We start from the raw sequence: 19,488 nt of genomic DNA on the forward strand, positions 1-19,488 counted from the left end.
CCTAGCTATTGTATATCTTTTCTAATTCCTGCCAAATAGCATCTGTTGGCATGTCCTTACCCGTCCATAGTTTAAAGGCACCTGCTGCTTGATGCAGTAACATGCCCAAACCATTTACGGCTTCCAGCCCCTGTTGTCTAGCCAAGGCCAAGAAAGGCGTTTCAAAAGGCTGATAAATAATATCCGCAATCAAAAGCCCCTTAGGAAATATAGTATCTTTGGCGATTGGCAAGGATTTTCCATCCATACCTACACTTGTCGCATTCACCAATAAATCGGCCTGGCCTAGTTCTTCTTGAAAATAGTCAACATCACTTAAAGCATGAAATTCCAAGTGACCATCCGTTTGGTCCATCAAGGTCTTAAAACTGTTTTTTGCCTTATCCAATGACTGGGGACGAACATAGATACTGACCTTTTTGGCACCGTCAAGAACAGCTTGCGTCACAATAGCCTTAGCTGCTCCACCAGCACCCAAAATCATTAGATGAGCACCTTTAGGACTGAAATTCTTGAGGCTGGCAAAAAAACCAAAACCATCTGTATTATGACCAATCAAATGGCCATCACGGTTAACAACCGTATTAACCGCACCAATCAATTGTGCTGCAGGACTAAGCTCATCCAAAAAAGGAATAACCTTCTGCTTATAGGGCATAGACAGATTGATACCGAACATATCATAACGTCTAATATTTTCAACAGTCTCAGCCAGATCTGACTCTGGAATTTCCCAAGCAAGATAGACACCATTCACTTGTGTCTTTTCAAAAGCTAAATTATGAATAAAAGGAGAAATGGAATGTTTGATTGGATTGGCAACGACAGCAGCTAAGCGTGTATATCCATCAATCTGCATTCAAAACCTCCCTAACCTTTCGCATATCTGCCAAACTAACTTGGCCCGGTGCACTGGCATTGTCAAGACTAGCAAAGGTCCATGATGACCCTACCAAATCACCCGCCAAGCGAGACAAACGACCAAGTTTACCCATTGACATGGTAGCAAACTCCTGATTAGGATTGTAGGCCTTAAAACCACGTGTGAAATTCAGAAGGTCAAGAACATCTTGCTCATGTTGTGGCATAACAGCCACCTTAACGACTCGTGGCGTCAAATTCGTCATTTCAGACAGGAGCTCCATAAGATTTTCTGGGGTCTCGTTGAAATTATGATAAGACAACACCAAATTTGAATACCCAAGCATCTGATCAAAGAGCGCCTTGTGTGTAAAGTACTCAAAATCAATATAGTCTGGCGAATAGATAGCAGACACATCATTGATAAGCGCCACATACTCTGCATCGGTCAATTCAATGTTTCCACCTTCACGTGTTGTACGAATGGTAAAGATAATTTCAAAACCGGCAAATTTCTCGAAAATGGCCGGTGCAACCGTTAAAATACTATCCTTATCCAAAAAATCTGCACGCCATTCAATGATATCTGCCCCAGCAAAACGAGACAATTCAAGCGCTTGTGCCTCCTCTAAGCTAGTAGGCATAATTGGAACTACAATTTTCATTTATTTACCCTTATTGTATATACTTTCAAATAGTTTGATGCCGGATCATTAGGATTGACGGTGAAATCCGCTGGCAATTGTTGCAGGTTAACAAAATCCGCCGAAACATCACCCAAACCCTTACGCAGTTGCTTTTTAAACTGTTGCACAGTCATATTAGCTGCATTAGTACTTGCAATGATTGTTCCACGCTCTGTCAGGATATCAAGACTCTGCGCAATCAACTTATGATAATCCTTACTTGCTGAGAAGGTGCGTTTCTTGTTACGAGCAAAACTTGGTGGATCAATAACGATAAGATCATAGGTCAAACCTTTTTTCTTGGCATATTTGAAATAATCAAAAACATCCATTACGACGAGGCGATGATTGTCCATACTAAAACCATTAGCCTTAAAATGTGCTGTGGACAATTCACGTGACCGCTTTGCTAAATCGACTGAAGTGGTCTCAATTGCACCTCCCATAGCAGCAGCAACTGAAAAAGCTGCTGTATAAGAAAACATATTTAAGACAGATTTGCCAAGAGCCAAACCATTAACTAAACCATCGCGAACTTCATGCTGATCAAGGAAAATCCCTGTCATCAACCCATCGTTGAGGAAAACTTCATAAGTTACTCCATTTTCCAAAATGGTAAAAGTATCAGTCGCCTCTTTTCCAAAAAGATGGTCCGATTCAAAATCAAGACCCTTAAAACGGATTTTTTCATAGCCTCCCAAAACCTCAGGAAAGACCGTTTGAAAAGCCTCTACAATAACATCCTTCAAGGAATAAACAAAGGCATTGTACCATGAAAAGAGGGCATAATCTCCATATAAATCAATGGTGAGGCCACCAAAGTCATCTCCATCTTGATTAAAGAGACGAAAAGCCGTCGTCAACTCATTGTCATAGTAAGTCTGGCGTTTAAGCTTAGCCTGTTCAAAAAGCCTCTGAAAATAAGCCAGAGTCAATTTTTGCTTTTTATTAGAGAGAAACCAACCTATACCTTTATTTTGGCTAGACAAATAGCCCGTTCCTAAAAAAGTCTTAGACTGGTTATAAAGATAAATCAACTGATTGTTTTCACTTACATTTGGAAAATCTTCAGCCAAAAGCAATTGCTTTCCTTGTTTGATTTTTTTCTCCGCAATGGGACTTACCGTCAATATACTCATGTTACTATTATACCAAAAAATCCTCGTATTTCCGTTTCATAACTAGATTTTACCAATTATATGTCAAGGAATATCACACCAGATGGCAGTAAATTTTTGAGAGTCATTTTGTTATTTGGTATAATAGTTAGGATAATACAGAATCAAAGGAAGTATTGCTTTGAAAAAATTAATTGACGCCTTTTGGAAAGGAGTGTCATCAAGACTTGGATTCATCCTCTTGTTGCTCTTTTTCTACTGGCTAAAAACCATATTCGCTTATTACGTCAATATTAATCTTGAGTTGGAAAGCAAGTATCAGGTTATGCTTTCGCTGATTAATCCCATTCCGCTAGGGTTAATGCTTCTAGGATTGGGGCTTTACTTCAAGAAACGACGATTCTTTTATAGCATCACGATTGCTATTTATGTCATCCTTAACCTTCTGCTCATTGCCAATGTGGTCTACTTTGGAGAGTTTACGGACTTCATCACGGTAAATACCATACTAGCGAGCTCCAGCTCAGCAGCAGGACTTGGAGACTCAGCCAAGAACCTTTTTGAACCAAGTTATATCTTTTACTTAATCGATATTCCTTTCTTCATTTACGCTGGTTTCAGAAAGAAACTCCAAACAGACAGTAAACCCTTTAATAAACGAGCTAGTTTTGCCGTTACAGCACTGGCGACACTCCTTCTATCGGTTAACCTTTTCTTAGCAGAAGTTAACCGGGGTGAGTTGCTAACACGTGGTTTCTCAAACAACTATATTGTTCGTGCTATGGGTATTCCCTTCTTTACCGCTTATTCTGGTAACCTGACTTATCAGGCTTCGCAAGCTCGTTCTTCTGCAACAGCTGAGGATATGAAAAAGGTTCAAGCCTATGTCAAAGAACACTACGTTGCACCAGATCCTAAGTATTTCGGAATTGCCAAGGGAAAAAATGTCATTGTCATTCACTTGGAAAGCTTCCAACAGTTCCTGATTGATTACAAGCTCCAAGTCGATGGTAAGTCTTATGAAGTTACCCCATTCCTCAATTCCATTTATCATTCAAACGAGACCCTTGCCTTTTCAAACTTCTTCCACCAAGTCAAGTCAGGGAAAACCTCTGATGCCGAAACCTTGATGGAAACGTCTCTCTTTGGACTAAGTACAGGGTCATATATGGTAAACTATGGTGGTACAAACACTGCCTATGCTGCTCCATCTATTCTTGCTCAAACAGGTGGTTATACATCCGCTGTATTCCATGGAAACACCGGTTCCTTCTGGAATCGAAATAACACCTACAAACAGTGGGGTTATAACTATTTCTTCGATTCCTCAGCCTTCACTGAGAAAACCGAGGAAAACTCCTTCCAATATGGCCTAAACGATAAGTATATGTTTCCAGGTTCTATCAAATACTTGGAACAAATGCAACAACCTTTCTACGTTAAATACCTAACCGTATCTAACCATTACCCATACACTTCGTTGTCAGGCGATGAAAAGGAACAAGGTTTCCCACTTGCTGAAACAAAAGATGAAACCGTTAACGGATATTTTGCAACAGCTAACTACCTTGACTCAGCTGTCAAGGACTTCTTCGATTACCTCAAGGCTACTGGTCTTTATGATAACTCCATTATTGTGATGTACGGTGACCACTACGGTATCTCTGATACACGAAGCAGTAATCTAGCTGATCTTCTTGGAAAAAATTCTGAAACATGGTCTAACTATGACAAAGCTATGCTTCAACGTGTCCCTTATATGATCCATATTCCTGGATATACCGGTGGTGGCATCTCTAACACCTTTGGTGGCGAAGTGGATGCCCTACCAACACTTCTTCATATTCTCGGTGTCGACACTAGCTCATACATTCAGATGGGGCAAGACCTCTTATCACCTGATAATAAGCAAACCGTCGCATTTAGAACATCTGGACAGTATGTGACTCCTCAATACACTAGCTATTCTGGTAGACTTTATAACACTCAAACAGGTGAGGAAATCACCAATCCTGATGAGACGACAAGGAAAAACAACGAAGCCATTCGAAAGGCAGTGGCAACTCAGCTTTCTATGAGTGACGCTGTCCAGACCGGTGACCTCCTTCGTTTCTACACACCTAATGGCTTAAAACATACTGACCCAAGCACCATCTCTTATACCAAACAAATGGAACAACTAAGAGAAATCAATAAAAAACTGAAAGACAAATCGACTAGCCTTTATAAAGAAAAAGGCAATCACTCAACAGCTGACCTATTCAAGACACCGTCTTACAAAGAGCTTCACCCAACAGAACCCGAAAATTCTGGTTCAAGTTCTAGTTCTTCCGAACAAAGCTCATCCACTGTACAAGAATAGGCCATTAAGGCAGTCCAATTGGGACTGCCTTTTTTAGTTTACCAACACTTAGATGAAATGCTGATTCTTTAGATAATCCCCTCAAACATATTTCTTGCTAGTTTTCTACAAGCATGATTAAATAGGATTTATAAGAAAACTTTTAGAGGAGAACAGACATGAATCCATTGGAATTATTTAACCAAGTGAAAGAAATGATCGAGAAAAAAGATTTCGAAGCTGCAAAAACATTTTTCGAGGACAATAAAGATAATTTAGGCGAGTACTTCGACCAAGCAAAAGCTCTTGTTTCTGGGAATGAAATGATTAGTGGTGCTTTAGACAAGATTAAAGGCTTATTCTAAGCCTAAATCCCCTCAATCACATTAGGGTTGAGGGGATTTTTTATTCAGAAGACTTATTGAAAAGTGTTGGATATCTGACGTTTTATGAGTTTATCAACCTTACCCCTTTCTTGACCCTCGGATAGCAAAAAAGAACCCTAGTTTTAAACTAGAGTCCTTAGAAACGTTGTTAAATCAACGTTTTATTTTTTCAAGTTATCTACCTATTATATAGTACCCCAAAAAATGCACAATTTTAAAGAGCTTATTTTGTCTAATCTAGTAAAAGTGACAAGGTACAAACAAGTAGGGTATTTTTGAGGGGTAGTAAAAAAGGTATTAAATTTATGAGTTCAGCAGGCAAGAAATTAGCACCCAATGAGGTGCTATTTTTATATCGAATTAACTGATTTATCTCACGCCAATCTGGTAAGTAAAAATGGTTTAGCGGCTCGATTAAAGTAGCGTATCTAAAACTCTTAGATTTAATAAGAAGAAATTTCATGGATAACACTGCCCAAACTCTCGATACTAACCACCTCATGAGGCTGTACTTTCTCACCTTCTAGCACAAAATCAAAGACCTTGCCATTTCTTCTTACAACTTTTACCGTGTCACCAAACCAACCTTTTTCAATTGCCTCATCAAAGATATATTTTACTTCACTCATTTTATTTCCTCCTTACTTATCTATTCGTAAAAGATTTCTAAAATATCAAAAAATCGCCCTAGTTTTATCCTAAAGCGATTGTTTTGTATTACTAATCAACAAGCCTATGATATACCTCCATATCAAGCAAAGGTATAATACTGAAATACAAATCCGAATAAGTCTCAAACCACTTATTCAGCTTAGCATAGGCAGATGATTGAGTAAGAAATAGTATCCTCTGACAAGCTCCGATTACATTCATACGATTATAGACGTAAACCTCTTTTACGGTCTCTAGCACGTCCTCTGGGCTTGTCTGTACCCTAATATCTGTTATCTGCTTGATAGTAACGTATTTTTGATAGGCTAGCATATCTTGATTTTTAGCAGCATCAAACATTTCACGTTCAAGGACACTATACTTAGGTTTCTCTTTATCTCTCATAAAGTACCACTTGAGCCATAAAATCTTTTCTCGGTGTATTACAGAAATACGCTCAATTTTTTTCTCGGTCATTGATACCTCCTAGACTATCAATCCAATAGCTTTAACCATTCACTTTTTGAGATTGTTGTATAAGGTTTATCTAGTGTGTGACATAGAGGTTCTAAACCTTTGTTAAATCGGATATAGTCCATTTTATCCTCATGAGTAGGAAAGTATAAAACCTCTGTTTCATCTTCATTCAGGGTACGATTACACCAATCATCAATAATAACTGGCACTTCCCACTCATGCCATTTTTTAAAGTTTTCTAAAAGCTCATTATCACTAAATAACTCGCCATCAATTTGGAAAAATTCTCCCAGGTCATCGTTTCCTTCAACAATAATACACTCTGGCATACTCCTATTACTTAACAATTCCTTGAGTTCTCGTAACTCTTCAATTTCCTTTAGATACTTCCTCAATTTCCAACCTCAATTCTTCAATTTGTCTAACTACTCCAAAAATTTCATGGGTTTTATAAGATTGTTCAAGTATTGCCTTTGCTGCTTGAGTTCTTATGAACGGGTTAACCTTGGTATTTAGCATAATGTCACTAAGTACAGTAACGGCATTAGACGATGCTAGATATAGCATTTGAGTTGTTTTATCCATCATCTCATCTTGCTTTATTCTCAATGTCTTTTTAACTGCTGCAACTTTAAGATACTTATGACCTGTTGCCCTTGATACCCCTGCTTTTTAGCACGCTTTTTCAATAGTCGGCTCGGTCAGCATGGCATCTATAAACTTGATCTGCTTTGTTGTAAGGCTGTTTTTATCGTTTCTCGCCATCTGTTACCTCCAAACAAAAATAAAGGGGGGTGTCAGTCATGTTTTTACTCCTTTATTTGAATTTATTATAATCTGAATGCCCCTAGTACGTTGATTTTACTAGGTTTTTAGGTTGTATTCTCTAAAATACTACCCTTTTTGTTACCCTTGTGGCTGTTTTTTCAAATTGTTTTAATCACCACGCTTAGAAAATTTGGTCAAGACAAGCATGGTTTTTAACTTCATAAAGGGGGCGATTTCTCACCCCCTTGGAAAGTGTCTATTTTCGTTTAGGTTTGTAAATTAGTTCTTTATCAATCATATTTATTATTCTCCTTCAAAATGGTTAACACGATTCACAAAAAACGCCAAATCAGCTTTTGGATCTAAATAGCGGTATTGATTACCCATGTAACCGGTTACACCACTGGAGATATAAGGCTTACTTGCTCCGCTATATTCTGGCGACGTATTCAGGCGGTTAAATAATTCTTCAATCCCTGTTTCTCTTACCTCATCCGCCAATCTTTTAGCAGTATTTTTGTAGTTTTCGTTATAATTCGCAATCAATTCCAAAAGCTCAATAGATTTCTGCTTGATTTCTTGACGCTGACGCTTAACGGTTTCATCTTGCTCTAATGCTGTTTCTAAATAACCTGGGGCATCGATTTTTCTAGCGTCTGCTACGATTGAGTCAATCCGTTCTTTCTCAAGTTTTGTTCTTTGGGCTTTCATATCAGCAATATACTTTTCTTTTGCATCAATAGCTTGAAAATCTTCAAATGTTTGTACATCCGCATTCTTGGATTTAATAGCCTTGACTTCTTTCTCTGCTTTCTCAATTTCCTCATCAAAGCGATCAAAAATCTCTAATTGTGTCCGTACTTTGTCCATCTGGTTTTTTACTTCTTGCAATGTTGGCATTTCTTTTTTCCTCCAATCTTTCCAAAAACAAAAGAGGCATAGCCAAAATAGATTACTCTACTTTATGCTATACCTCTGATTTTTTCAGTCAGTATTCTTTTTTATATTGTGTTGTTTTAGATTCCACGCTTGAGACAATCTTGCCATCTTGTGTTTTTAGCGTTACGCTTCCAAACTTCGGGATCTCTAACATTTTTATTTTACCATAATTTCTAAAATAAATAAAGCCATCTAGTATCTCCATTTACTTGCCCTTTCATCTGTGTTGCTACTTGTATAATACCTTCACATTGGTAAATGCCTTAAATCTTTTACCATCACTCAAACAAACCTCTGAATGTCTTACATCAATTACATTAACAGTTGCCATTGTGACCATCTTTTTAAAAATCTTGGTCACACCTTTTAAGTCAGTAGTACCAAGGTTTTTAGGGGGTATCAAAATCTTGTGACCGTCTTTTGAAAAATTTATTTATATAGAAAGATAACAACTTGTTAACCCTTATATATATAAATAAAAAAGATAGTCACACGGTCACATTTATAAAAAACAAAAGGAAAAAATTCAGTATTATCAAAGGTTTCAGCGTGTGACTGTCTTTAAAAAATCTTGGTCACAACTTGGTCACACGGTCACAAACTTTTGATTCCTCTTACTATTTTTTGTCATCTCTATGTATTCCTTTTGGGACTCCCCTCAGCTTTCTGTCATAGAAATCGTTTGGATCTAATGTTTTATAATCTTCTAGTGGTACTCGACCAGTCTTTATGGTATATGTTCCATCACTTTCCTTGTTCAGTACAGCAAGCACTTTCTTGCCAAACCTGTATAGATTAGCGTTTTGGATCCCCTCATCTTCGGTATATTCCTTAAGCCATTGTTTGATGATGGGTAAGGGTACATGTCGTAACTCATGGTAGCCGTTAGGGATATATGTACCAACTACAAAAGAATAATAAAAGTCGTTATCTTCTTTGTATTCATCTAACATATCCTTGACCGCTTTAGGTTCTATAAATCTATCAAACTCAGCCATGTTTAGAATTTTGAAAAGCACCCACTCCAGCAACTCTTTAGACTTGATAAACTCGTCCTTGATTTCTGGGCGCTCAACCGTGCCATTAAAATCAGCGTTAAAGGGGACGATACATAAACGCCTGTACCAGCCTTGCGACTTATTTCGACTTCTAGGAATACCATTACCAGAAAAGATACATAATAGGCGATAGCTAGCCTCATAGGGCTGTAAATGTTTAGGGTTTACTTGTATTGTGTCGCCTGTGACAATACTCATTAGGTCGGAAACACTGTCTAGGTATTTATCAGAAATATCATCACCAATATTACAAACCTTACCATTAAGCGCTGAAAGTAGGTGCTTTTCTTGGAATTGGTTGGGCTTAAGGTTGCTGATGTTTTCCTTGCCTATCAGATTTTCTAATAAGGCTTGAAAAGTCCCTTTCCCGTTGTTCCCATCTCCAGTTAAAATAACCATCTTTTTGCGAGTGCGGTTAGGATTGATAGCCTCATTCATGACTTGCCAAAGCAGGGTAATGATTTCTTTATCTCCACAAGCAAGACCTTCTAACCACTCATCAAAATCAAACCAGCTACCAAGTAAAGATTTTTGAGCCTCTGGGTTGTATGCTGTTGCTATCTTAGTGGTGATGATATTCTTAGGGCTAAATGGTTCAAGTTCTTTGGTATGTAAATTAAAAATACCATTTCTAACAGGGATTAAATGGCTTTCCTGCATAGGAGGCTTGATTTTTGTTTCTGTCCTTAGAAATATAATCACTTCTTCGGTAAAACGCTTAGATGTTAGCCTGCTGTCAAATTTTAGAATTAGTTTATTGACTATATCACGGCTAGCAATGTAATAGCCTAGATCCAAATGGTAAAAATATAGCTGGCTACTGTCTGTTAGCTTGCTGTATCCAATAAAGGTAAAGTAGCAATTTCTAAGTAAAATATTAGCAACTTCAGCAACGCTGGGGCGTGGTATTTTGGTTTCTACCTCGCCTTTTCTCTTGCCGCTAGTGATTTCTTTTTCCTCTTTGTGCTCGTTACGCCATACCTCACCAAGTTCCCATAGTAGGTTGTATAGTTCCCTCATTTTTTTAGGTGGCTCAATAGCCTTGCTTTCATCTAGTTTTTTTTGCAAATCATCAATATCAATTTCCATGGACACCTCTCTTTCTGATTTCTGACCTAACAATACTGTCGAAAGTCCTTGCTAGTTCCTCGACTGGTAAAGGGTTATTAGTAACGCTATTTGCTATGGTTGTTAGCTCATAGGCAGTGGCTACGTCTGCATTAACCCACTTTGACAACAATAACCCTACAAACCTAGTTACCGCAACATTTCGCCCACCCTCGTCACCAAAGCCATGTAATAGGGTATCAAGCACACGCATGGTAATTGTTTTATTACCGCTTTGGCATGGTGTGTGATAGTGTGGTTTCTGACTAGCCGTAACTGTATTTGCTACGGGATAATCACGCCCTCTATTTACAATCTTTTTATAGTCAGCAGGGTCACCAGTAGTTACTGGTAAGCCTTGTAACTGCGACCATGTTAGGCTTGTACTGTCAAAAGGTAGCCCGATTTTGTCTGCTATCTCTTGGACAGTCTGCCTATAGGTTTGCTCGTTCATTACGAAACTAGGCTTCACCACAAGCCTATAACGTGGTTTATTAGCCGTGTGCTTAATAGTTGGGTAAACTATATAAGAATACCCGTGTAAAGCTTTATCGACCACGGTAGGAAAGTCTATATTAGCCTCTAGCTCGTCATAGTCTAAGAAAATCAAATTACGGTAAACCAAACTAGCGTTATTGCGTTTGTAGTTGCCGTTCTCGTCTTGTTTCACCATGCCAGCAATACAGTAGGGGGCTGAATTGCGCTTAAAATCGTCAATATTTACACCTTTAGGGACTCCGAAAGGTCTAAAATCTGCTATATAGTCAAAGGGTGCTTTTTTATCAAATAAATTTAAGTCATTCCCAAACCCTTTGCTTTCATAAATAGGCATTTTTAGCACCCTCTTTCTAGCGTACAGACAGAAAGTTGATCACGTCTGAAACTCTAAAATACTGCTTTTTACTACTTTCAAACGGTGACTGATAGACTTTCAAGTCTGCTTTTATCCAATTGCCAAGCGTTGTTCCTGTGATGCCAAGCTCTTCTTTTAAAACCTTGGCGCTTATCAAGCCCGTTTTATTTTGTAGCTGTCGTTCTAGCTCCAACTTCTTTTGAGCAAGTTCATCCACTTTATCAAGTAGCCCCTGCTCAAATTCAACTGAAAATGTTCCCATGTTCTGCCCTCCTAGTTATAATGCTTGTTGGCAAGATGTATATAAGCACCGTAGCGCTCTTGCACGTGGTCAGTGGTGTTTTCCTCTACCTTGTCAATTTGTGGGCTAATATCAAGCTCTATGGGGCTCTCATAGCGCCATAACTTCCAAACTAGATAAAGTAAGATTGGGATGAGTATTAGAGCTTGTATTGGTGTTAGGTTTAACTCATTCATGTTATGCCCTCGCTTTGTAGTTTTTAATATATAACTGTCGCTCTTCATGTTCCATCTTTTGGAAAGCTACTACTTCCTGGATAGATACTTTTTTATTGATAAAATCAACGATAAACTGGAATAGATTAGGTTCGTTTTCTTTTAAATTAACCATGAAGTTATCAAACTCTGATTGTGTCGTCTTGTTTATGTTCGGTGTCATCCTGATAATCCTCTTTCTTACGTCTTGCTATTTTTAAGGGATAGTCCCTCCGTATGGTCAAGATCCCCAAATCATGGTATAATCTAGGTATCAAATATATACTAAAACCCTTTTAATAACGGCTTGCCTGCCTCTTAATTGTGTTTTAGTTAGTGTGTGAAAGGCTTGATAGTTTGGTCGCTCTCAAAGCCTTTTTTTGTTGCTCTCACGCTCCTTGTGGTGCGTTTTTTTAGTTTGCTTTGCTATAAATAATGTCTGAGATACTGATGTTTAAGTCGTATTTTTCTTTGACCAACATAAGTTCAACAGTGTCCTCCAGTAGGGGTTCTCTGTCTTTCAACATCGGCTCGGTCATTTGAGACTTACCTACCATCTTTGGTAGACCGTACTTGTTAGAAACGGCTTTATTAGCTATGGTGTTAGCTTTGATAAGGTCTTTCGAGGAAACTTGTTCCAGCCCTTCACTTAGCCTTGCCATCGCTTGCTTTTGGTGTTCCTTATCCAGCATTCTAAATACTTCAAAACCTTCTAAACCAGTTACTTGTCTTAGCTGTCTGATGGTTTCAAACACCCATAATTTAAAAGCTTTTGCCTCGGATTTACGACTAGAAAATATAGTCTCATAAATACCAAACTCATTTACGATAAGCATTTCTTGCTGACGTCCTAAATTATCTGTGATGGGGTGTTTTGAAAACACGTCATCTTCTAAACGTCTTTTTATAAACCTTTGTTCTAACTCTAACACTTTAGCAATGTCAGCCAATACCGCCCACCATTCGCCGTTGTGTTCTACAAAACGGATACTATGTCCGTTCCATTGTTCATTTTTTTCCATTCACCGCCTCCTTAATAATCTTTTGCTAGCCATTCCATGACTTTAGCATAAACTCTATTCTTAAACTCTCCGCCTTTGATAATACGGCGATAAGTTACAGCAGTTACACCAATGGCTTCAGCCGTTGCCTTAGCCGTCAACATATTATCCGCCTGCTTTCTGCGGACGGCTTTCGCTTGGTCTTTTGTAATTTGCATAAAAGACCTCCTTTCTAAAAAAGTGCTGTTTTTCGTCACTTTTATTTTATGGTGTCATTATATAGCACTTTATTTTATTTGTCAACAAAAAAGTGCTGTTTTATTTCACTTTGAAATATGTTATAATTTCATCGTAAGATAAAGAAAATAGGTAAAACATGGAAAAACAAGAAAATAGGCTTAAAATCCTCAGAAAAGAAAAAGGGTTGACTCAAACCAAATTAGCAAATGAAATAGGAGTTTCAAAGCGTACCATTATAGCTTGGGAAAATGATGAACGCCAAATCAAACCAGAAAAAGCCCAGCTACTAGCTAAACACTTTGGAGTATCGGTTGGCTATCTTCTTGGCTACGATAATAGCCCATCAAAGATTTTTCTTAAGGAGTTAGAGGAACAAGCAGATCACTACTTAACAGATGAAGAAAAAGAGGAATTAAAAGCACGTCCAGAAGCAAAAAATTACTATCTAGACCTAGTGAGTTGGAGAATGCGTGATGAACAATTAGCGCAGTTGCAACAACAGGATAAAGAATTCGATAAAGATTTTATAAAATTTATAGAGAAATATTCTATCTATCTTTCAGATAATCAAATTAATCAAATCAAAGATCTAATGAAGTCAATGTCAAGTATCAATACCAAATATTTAAATGTAATAACGGCTGGTAGATACTTTGGACAAATGAAAGATGAGAAAGAAACTGAGTTCAAGGAATTGTTTAAATACAGTAAAACATGGCAAGAGGAATATTCCACAATGGAATACAATGAGAAGAATAATATTAAATAACTCTCCCACTCTCTATTGTGCAAAAACAGGGGAAATTGAAGAATAGAAAGCCGATTTTACAAACTAAAGCGCAAAAATGAGCGAAAGTGACAAATAGAAAGGAGAATAATGAGCGATAAAAGAAAGCAACTCTTAAGCTACCAAGCATTGATAGATAAGATGGTCGCAAATGGTATTCTGTTCAATATTTTTGATCAGAACACAGCCAAAAACATATTACAAACACGGAACTACTACTATAAAATATCGAGCTATCGAAAACTTTTCAATAAAGTAGATGGTAAATATAATATAGAATTTGCGACGTTAGCTGACCTGGCTGTAATTGATATGCAGATACGTTACTTCCTAATGGATGTTTGTCTGGACGTTGAACATAGTATCAAAACTGCTTTAATGGATGTTATAACGAAAAATCCAAAAGTTGATGGATACGATATAGTAAAGGATTATGCTGTCTATAATCCTATAGGATTTACAAATACTAAAAACGCTTTATCAAATAATCATTACCTAAAAAACGTTTATATCAAACATAAAAATGATATCCCTATATGGGTATTGATTGAAGTCATGGACTTTGGGAATCTATGCTACTTGGTTGAAATGTATTGTGATAAATATCCAAGTAATAAACGGCTAAAAAAAGCGAAGCAGTTAGGGAAATATGCTCGCCATATTCGTAACGCTTGCGCCCATAGCAATGTTATACTGGTGGATGTGTTAGAGCAAACACTATCCCCTTCAAGTTCTATTACTTCTCTTGCTTCTATGCTTAATATCTCTAGGGATATTATAAAATATCGTAAAATACATGATATATTTTCCCTCGTAGTATTGCATCGTGAATATTGTAGTAAAGCACTAGGAAAACAGCGTTTTAAAGAATTTATCAAAATTGCAAAACGTACTAAAAAACATGAAGATTACTACAAACAAAATACAAAAATTATAGAAATGTACAAAAATTTTGTTAAAACACTTGTAAAAATTTCTAAAAAGTGATATTATATTTTCCAATCGTAAAAGAAACCCTTTTGGGTTACACTGCTCTATGCCTGTATCTCTATATAGGTCAGGGTTACAACAAGAAAATAAGTGTATCAGCTTTTTAGTTGATACACTTTTTCTATTCCCCATATAAGCCCCGTATCCGCCTTGTTTCCTACTCTAGTATTATTTACCACCTGACTACTTAAAATCAAAAATAGAAGCGTTCTCGTAACGCTCAGCATGATATAAACCTAATTCAATCTAAAATCCTTTTAATAACGGCTTGCCTGCTGATGGAAAGGTTCATATCATGAAAATAAATGAAGTCAAAAAGAAAAACGGTACTACTGTATACCGTGCTAGCGTTTATTTAGGCGTTGATCAACTAACTGGCAAAAAAGCCCGTACAACTGTGACAGCATCCACTAAAAAGGGTGTCAAAATTAAAGCTAGAGAGGTTATCAATGCTTTTGTAGCAAACGGTTATACAGTTAAAGACAAACCAACAATTACAACATACAAAGAGCTTGCAAAAGTTTGGTGGGATAGTTACAAGAATACAGTTAAGCCAAACACTCGCCAATCTATGGAGGGTTTGGTTAGAGTGCATTTATTGCCTGTATTTGGCGATTACAAGCTATCAAAACTCACTACGCCTATTATTCAACAGCAAGTGAATAAATGGGCTAACAAGGCGAATAAGGGCGAAAAAGGGGCATTTGCTAACTACTCCTTGCTTCACAACATGAATAAGCGTATTTTAAAATATGGCGTAGCTATTCAAGTTATACAATACAACCCTGCCAATGATGTCATTGTTCCACGCAAAAAGCAAAAAGAAAAGGCATCTGTAAAATACTTAGACAACAAAGAATTAAAAAAGTTTCTTGATTATCTCGATACGCTAGATCAATCAAACTATGAAAACCTATTTGATGTTGTCCTTTATAAGACTTTATTAGCTACTGGTTGCCGTATTGGTGAGGCTTTAGCTCTTGAATGGGCTGATATTGACCTAGACAATGGTATTATCAGTATCAATAAAACACTCAACAGATACCAAGAGATAAACACCCCTAAATCAAGCGCTGGTTATCGTGATATACCGATTGACAAGGCTACGTTACTCATGCTAAAGCAGTACAAAAATAGGCAACAAGCCCAAGCGTGGCAGTTAGGGCGTTCTGAAACGATTGTATTCTCTGTATTTACAGCAAAGTATGCTTTCGCTTGTAATTTGAGAAAGCGCCTAGATAAGCATTTTAAGGCTGCTGACGTGCCTAATGTATCATTTCATGGTTTCCGTCATACACATACAACTATGATGCTCTACGCTCAAGCTAGCCCTAAAGATGTGCAATACAGACTAGGACACTCTAGCTTAATGATGACTGAAAACACTTACTGGCATACTAACCAAGAAAACGCAAAAAAAGCTGTCTCAAATTATGAAACAGCTATCAGTAATTTATAAAAAATAAGGGTGACCCATTTCTGGGCTACCCTCTTACTATACCTAAAATTAGTTAGGGGTAGTAAAAAGGGTATTAAATTAGAAAAAGCACTAAGGGGAGGCGCCCCAAAGTGCTTAATCTAAAGGCTTTACAGCCCCTAATCTCGTAAAGAGATTATTTTTTCAAGTTGTAGAATGATTTCAAACCACGGTATTCTGCAACTTCACCAAGTTGATCTTCGATACGAAGCAATTGATTGTATTTAGCAATACGGTCAGTACGTGACAATGAACCTGTCTTGATTTGACCAGCGTTAGTTGCAACTGCGATGTCTGCGATTGTTGAATCTTCAGTTTCACCTGAACGGTGTGATACTACTGCAGTGTATCCAGCTTCTTTCGCCATTTCGATAGCGTCGAAAGTTTCAGTCAAAGTACCGATTTGGTTAACTTTGATAAGGATTGAGTTAGCAGCGTGTTCTGCAATACCTTTTTCAAGGTAAGCTGTGTTAGTTACGAAGAAGTCGTCACCAACCAATTGAACTTTACCACCAAGACGTTCAGTAAGAGCTTTCCAACCGTCCCAGTCGTTTTCATCCATAGCATCTTCGATTGTGATAATTGGGTATTTGTTAACCAATTCTTCGATATAATCGATTTGTTCTGCGGCAGTACGTTTAGCTCCACCTTCACCTTCGAATTTAGTGTAGTCATATACACCGTTTTCGTAGAACTCAGATGATGCACAGTCGAAACCAAGGAATACATCTTCACCTGGTTTGTAACCAGCAGTTTCGATAGCTTTGATGATAGTTTCAACAGCATCTTCAGTACCGTCAAATGCTGGTGCGAAACCACCTTCGTCACCTACGGCTGTTTCAAGACCACGTTCTTTAAGGATTTTCTTAAGAGTGTGGAAGATTTCAGCACCCCAACGAAGAGCTTCTTTGAATGTTGGTGCACCAGCAGGTACAATCATGAATTCTTGGAAAGCGATTGGAGCATCTGAGTGAGAACCACCGTTGATGATGTTCATCATTGGAGTTGGAAGAACTTTAGTGTTGAATCCGCCAAGGTAGCTGTAAAGTGGAACTTCAAGGTAGTCAGCAGCTGCGCGTGCTACAGCGATAGACACACCAAGAATAGCGTTGGCACCAAGTTTACCTTTGTTTGGAGTACCGTCAAGAGCGATCATGGCGCGGTCAATACCTTGTTGATCACGTACGTCGAATCCGATGATGTGTTCAGCAATAACGTTGTTTACGTTATCAACTGCTTTTTGAGTACCAAGACCACCGTAACGAGCTTTGTCACCATCACGAAGTTCTACTGCTTCGTGTTCACCAGTTGAAGCTCCTGAAGGAACCATACCGCGTCCGAATGCACCAGATTCAGTGTAAACTTCTACTTCAAGTGTTGGGTTACCGCGTGAGTCAAGGACTTCGCGAGCGTAAACATCAGTAATAATTGACATTACAATACTCTCCTTATGAGTTAAATTTTTTTACACCTTTATAGTACCACAATATCAAGGGTTAAGCAAATTAAAACCAGAATTTTCTAGCGATTTTCTATTTTTTAATATTTTCAATTAATTTTGAAAATATCAGAAAAAGATCTTGATGAAAAGGAATTCAAAATATTGTATAATACTAGCAAGAAAATAAACAGGAGAACTCTATGACTTCACTTGAAAAAAAGGTGCTCCAATGGGCTAGTGGTGAGAAGCGCTTAAAACCTGATGAATTACGTCACTATTTTGGAACCTATGCAGAACGTGTCGTCTTAGCTATTCTATTGGAAAATGCTGAAAAGAAAACTGTAATGGAGAAATTTCCAAAGATTTTAAAAGATCTTTCATTAGCTTACCCTCATCTAAGTCTCAAGCTTTCACCCAATCTAGCCGACCAGACACAATTCACCTATATTAAAACTGCTCAAGCACTCAATATTTCCGCTACTATTGTGGATGAAGCCAAAGCACACTCACCATATGGAATCATCGTGCATAGTGATAAGGCAGAAAATCTTGATAAGGTCCTCTTCTCGGAGATTCATCCCGATATTCTTGCTCCTCAAAAAACACAGCAAGCTATTACCAAAAAAGGATTTTTTGCTAAACTTTTTGGAAAATAAAAGCTGACACTAGGTCGGCTTTTTTCTTATGTCACAAGGTTTGACTCAACTTGATGAGGTTGCCAATATTGAGTCCTGTTCGATAGAGATTCTCCTTGGCTGAAGCTAGGACTTGGTCTAAAGCTGCTACTTGTCCAATAATAGGGAATGCAGCTGAAATCCCAGCTACTGGAAAATCCGGTAAGTCATCTTTCAGACTACCACATATTGCGATGACAGGGATACCTGATGGTGTTCGTTTAGCTACACCAACTGGCGCCTTACCAGATAGAGACTGTCTGTCCATACGCCCTTCTCCTACGATGACCAAATCGGCTGACTTAACCCGTTGGTTAAAATTAACACAATCAAGTACAAAGTCAATACCTGATTTAATTTCAGCACCAGCAAAGGCCACTAAACCTGCAGCCATACCCCCTCCGGCACCTGAACCAGTAAGATGTAAGACTTCAGGAGCAAAGGCCTTGTAGAATTGTTTCATAGACTGATCAACCCTTTCAAATTGCAAAGGATCTAACCCCTTTTGCCCACCAAAAATATAGGTGGCCCCATTTAGTCCACACAAAGGGTTATCTACGTCAGTGATTAGACGAATGGTCGTGGCTGACAAATCAATCTTGCCTTGCGACGATACCCTTTTGATAAGGCTAAGATTAGCACCTATTGGCTCAAGCTCCTGTCCTTCAGAATCATAAAAACGATAACCCAATCCATATGCCATACCAATACCACCATCATTGGTAGCAGATCCACCTACGCCTATAATAAACTCTCGGATGCCAGATTGAACCAAATGAACAATTAGTTCACCTACGCCTTGTGTCGTTAGAGCTAGAGGATTTCGTTTTTCCTTAGAAATATGCTCTAAGCCACAAATCGCAGCCATTTCAAAAATGGCAGTCTGACCATTACTGGCAAAAGAAACACTTCCATCACTTGTATAGGCATGAGGAATCTTGATACTTTTCTTCTCAAGATTTAGATTTTCAGCAAGAGCATCTAAGGTCCCTTCACCACCATCGCCTATTGGCATAAGGTCAAAATCAGCGTCGGGTAAGGCATTTTCAAAGCCCGATTTGAGAGCTAAGGCGACCTCTTTTGCAGATAAACTTTCCTTAAATGAATCAGGTGCAATCAAAATTCGCATGATGTCCTC

At 38.1% G+C, this 19,488-nt stretch carries 22 protein-coding genes and 1 pseudogene; 6 read left to right on the forward strand and 17 right to left on the reverse strand.

Translation table 11 applies throughout. The features are described from left to right. Nucleotide 1: 1 nt before the first annotated feature. Genes HSISS3_RS06405 through HSISS3_RS06415 form a run of 3 tightly spaced genes read right to left on the reverse strand, consistent with a single transcriptional unit; the run spans nucleotide 2 to nucleotide 2,686 of the window. The gene (locus tag HSISS3_RS06405) at nucleotides 2–859 is read right to left on the reverse strand and encodes a shikimate dehydrogenase (RefSeq protein ID WP_021152128.1); all 858 of its coding nucleotides are present in this window, start codon (nucleotides 857–859) and stop codon (nucleotides 2–4) included. Further along, nucleotides 849–1,526 carry a type I 3-dehydroquinate dehydratase gene (gene aroD, locus HSISS3_RS06410; protein ID WP_021152129.1) on the reverse strand — a complete coding sequence of 226 codons (678 nt, stop codon included), beginning with the start codon at nucleotides 1,524–1,526 and terminating at the stop codon, nucleotides 849–851. Before aroD ends, HSISS3_RS06405 begins: the two co-directional genes overlap by 11 nt. Further along, nucleotides 1,523–2,686: a class I SAM-dependent rRNA methyltransferase gene (locus HSISS3_RS06415; RefSeq protein ID WP_037608756.1), complete on the reverse strand. Its 1,164-nt coding sequence runs from the start codon at nucleotides 2,684–2,686 to the stop codon at nucleotides 1,523–1,525. Before HSISS3_RS06415 ends, aroD begins: the two co-directional genes overlap by 4 nt. Nucleotides 2,687–2,846: 160 nt before the next feature. On the opposite strand from HSISS3_RS06415, the gene HSISS3_RS06420 reads away from it, so the two are divergent. Beyond that, nucleotides 2,847–5,027 (forward strand): LTA synthase family protein, encoded by a 2,181-nt coding sequence (locus tag HSISS3_RS06420; RefSeq protein WP_021145751.1) that lies wholly within the window; start codon nucleotides 2,847–2,849, stop codon nucleotides 5,025–5,027. Nucleotides 5,028–5,185: 158 nt separating this feature from the next. Beyond that, on the forward strand, nucleotides 5,186–5,371 hold the full coding sequence (locus HSISS3_RS06425) for a hypothetical protein (RefSeq protein ID WP_021145752.1): 186 nt from the start codon (nucleotides 5,186–5,188) through the stop codon (nucleotides 5,369–5,371). A 464-nt stretch (nucleotides 5,372–5,835) separates the two neighbouring features. Here the strand turns inward: HSISS3_RS06425 and HSISS3_RS06435 are convergent, their stop codons facing one another. The 12 genes and pseudogenes from HSISS3_RS06435 to HSISS3_RS06490 all read right to left on the reverse strand — a co-directional run bounded on the left by HSISS3_RS06435 (nucleotide 5,836) and on the right by HSISS3_RS06490 (nucleotide 12,959). Beyond that, complete coding sequence (locus HSISS3_RS06435) at nucleotides 5,836–6,021, reverse strand: competence regulator inhibitor paratox (RefSeq protein ID WP_021152130.1); 186 nt, start codon at nucleotides 6,019–6,021, stop codon at nucleotides 5,836–5,838. A 91-nt stretch (nucleotides 6,022–6,112) separates the two neighbouring features. Continuing rightward, nucleotides 6,113–6,520, reverse strand: coding sequence for a hypothetical protein (locus HSISS3_RS06440; protein WP_042771911.1), 408 nt, complete (start codon nucleotides 6,518–6,520; stop codon nucleotides 6,113–6,115). A 17-nt stretch (nucleotides 6,521–6,537) separates the two neighbouring features. Further along, nucleotides 6,538–6,849 carry a hypothetical protein gene (locus tag HSISS3_RS06445; protein ID WP_021152131.1) on the reverse strand — a complete coding sequence of 104 codons (312 nt, stop codon included), beginning with the start codon at nucleotides 6,847–6,849 and terminating at the stop codon, nucleotides 6,538–6,540. A gap of 40 nt (nucleotides 6,850–6,889) precedes the next feature. Then, nucleotides 6,890–7,285, reverse strand: a pseudogene (locus HSISS3_RS12590) (replication protein). Nucleotides 7,286–7,591: 306 nt separating this feature from the next. Continuing rightward, nucleotides 7,592–8,188: a hypothetical protein gene (locus HSISS3_RS06455; RefSeq protein WP_021152133.1), complete on the reverse strand. Its 597-nt coding sequence runs from the start codon at nucleotides 8,186–8,188 to the stop codon at nucleotides 7,592–7,594. A gap of 656 nt (nucleotides 8,189–8,844) precedes the next feature. Beyond that, nucleotides 8,845–10,374: a DNA primase family protein gene (locus HSISS3_RS06460; protein ID WP_021152134.1), complete on the reverse strand. Its 1,530-nt coding sequence runs from the start codon at nucleotides 10,372–10,374 to the stop codon at nucleotides 8,845–8,847. Further along, a complete protein-coding gene (locus HSISS3_RS06465; protein ID WP_021152135.1) occupies nucleotides 10,364–11,224 on the reverse strand; it encodes a primase alpha helix C-terminal domain-containing protein in 861 nt (286 codons plus the stop codon). Before HSISS3_RS06465 ends, HSISS3_RS06460 begins: the two co-directional genes overlap by 11 nt. A 16-nt stretch (nucleotides 11,225–11,240) precedes the next feature. Continuing rightward, nucleotides 11,241–11,507, reverse strand: a complete 267-nt coding sequence (locus HSISS3_RS06470) for a hypothetical protein (protein ID WP_021152136.1) — start codon at nucleotides 11,505–11,507, stop codon at nucleotides 11,241–11,243. A gap of 11 nt (nucleotides 11,508–11,518) precedes the next feature. Beyond that, nucleotides 11,519–11,722 (reverse strand): hypothetical protein, encoded by a 204-nt coding sequence (locus tag HSISS3_RS06475; RefSeq protein WP_042771913.1) that lies wholly within the window; start codon nucleotides 11,720–11,722, stop codon nucleotides 11,519–11,521. Nucleotide 11,723: 1 nt separating this feature from the next. Then, complete coding sequence (locus tag HSISS3_RS06480; RefSeq protein ID WP_021152137.1) at nucleotides 11,724–11,924, reverse strand: hypothetical protein; 201 nt, start codon at nucleotides 11,922–11,924, stop codon at nucleotides 11,724–11,726. Between the two features lie 229 nt (nucleotides 11,925–12,153). Beyond that, nucleotides 12,154–12,762: a BRO-N domain-containing protein gene (locus tag HSISS3_RS06485; protein ID WP_021152138.1), complete on the reverse strand. Its 609-nt coding sequence runs from the start codon at nucleotides 12,760–12,762 to the stop codon at nucleotides 12,154–12,156. Between the two features lie 11 nt (nucleotides 12,763–12,773). Further along, nucleotides 12,774–12,959: a hypothetical protein gene (locus HSISS3_RS06490; RefSeq protein WP_021152139.1), complete on the reverse strand. Its 186-nt coding sequence runs from the start codon at nucleotides 12,957–12,959 to the stop codon at nucleotides 12,774–12,776. Between the two features lie 158 nt (nucleotides 12,960–13,117). On the opposite strand from HSISS3_RS06490, the gene HSISS3_RS11680 reads away from it, so the two are divergent. The 3 genes from HSISS3_RS11680 (at nucleotide 13,118) to HSISS3_RS06505 (ending at nucleotide 16,217) form a co-directional block, all read left to right on the forward strand. After that, nucleotides 13,118–13,750, forward strand: coding sequence for a helix-turn-helix domain-containing protein (locus HSISS3_RS11680; protein WP_021152140.1), 633 nt, complete (start codon nucleotides 13,118–13,120; stop codon nucleotides 13,748–13,750). Between the two features lie 108 nt (nucleotides 13,751–13,858). After that, nucleotides 13,859–14,755: an Abi family protein gene (locus tag HSISS3_RS06500; RefSeq protein WP_021152141.1), complete on the forward strand. Its 897-nt coding sequence runs from the start codon at nucleotides 13,859–13,861 to the stop codon at nucleotides 14,753–14,755. A gap of 298 nt (nucleotides 14,756–15,053) precedes the next feature. After that, entirely contained in the window at nucleotides 15,054–16,217 is a 1,164-nt protein-coding gene (locus HSISS3_RS06505) for a tyrosine-type recombinase/integrase (protein WP_021152142.1), read from the forward strand. 154 nt (nucleotides 16,218–16,371) lie between these two features. On the opposite strand, the gene eno is transcribed toward HSISS3_RS06505, so the two are convergent. Continuing rightward, entirely contained in the window at nucleotides 16,372–17,670 is a 1,299-nt protein-coding gene (gene eno / locus HSISS3_RS06510) for a surface-displayed alpha-enolase (RefSeq protein ID WP_002889001.1), read from the reverse strand. 206 nt (nucleotides 17,671–17,876) lie between these two features. Here eno and HSISS3_RS06515 point away from each other — a divergent pair, with 206 nt between their 5' ends. Beyond that, nucleotides 17,877–18,332, forward strand: a complete 456-nt coding sequence (locus tag HSISS3_RS06515) for a YueI family protein (protein ID WP_021152143.1) — start codon at nucleotides 17,877–17,879, stop codon at nucleotides 18,330–18,332. Between the two features lie 31 nt (nucleotides 18,333–18,363). On the opposite strand, the gene HSISS3_RS06520 is transcribed toward HSISS3_RS06515, so the two are convergent. Beyond that, nucleotides 18,364–19,479 carry a glycerate kinase gene (locus tag HSISS3_RS06520; protein ID WP_021152144.1) on the reverse strand — a complete coding sequence of 372 codons (1,116 nt, stop codon included), beginning with the start codon at nucleotides 19,477–19,479 and terminating at the stop codon, nucleotides 18,364–18,366. Nucleotides 19,480–19,488: the final 9 nt, after the last annotated feature.

Source organism: Streptococcus sp. HSISS3 (assembly GCF_000448605.1).
In the GTDB taxonomy this organism is placed as follows: Bacteria; Bacillota; Bacilli; order Lactobacillales; family Streptococcaceae; genus Streptococcus; species Streptococcus raffinosi.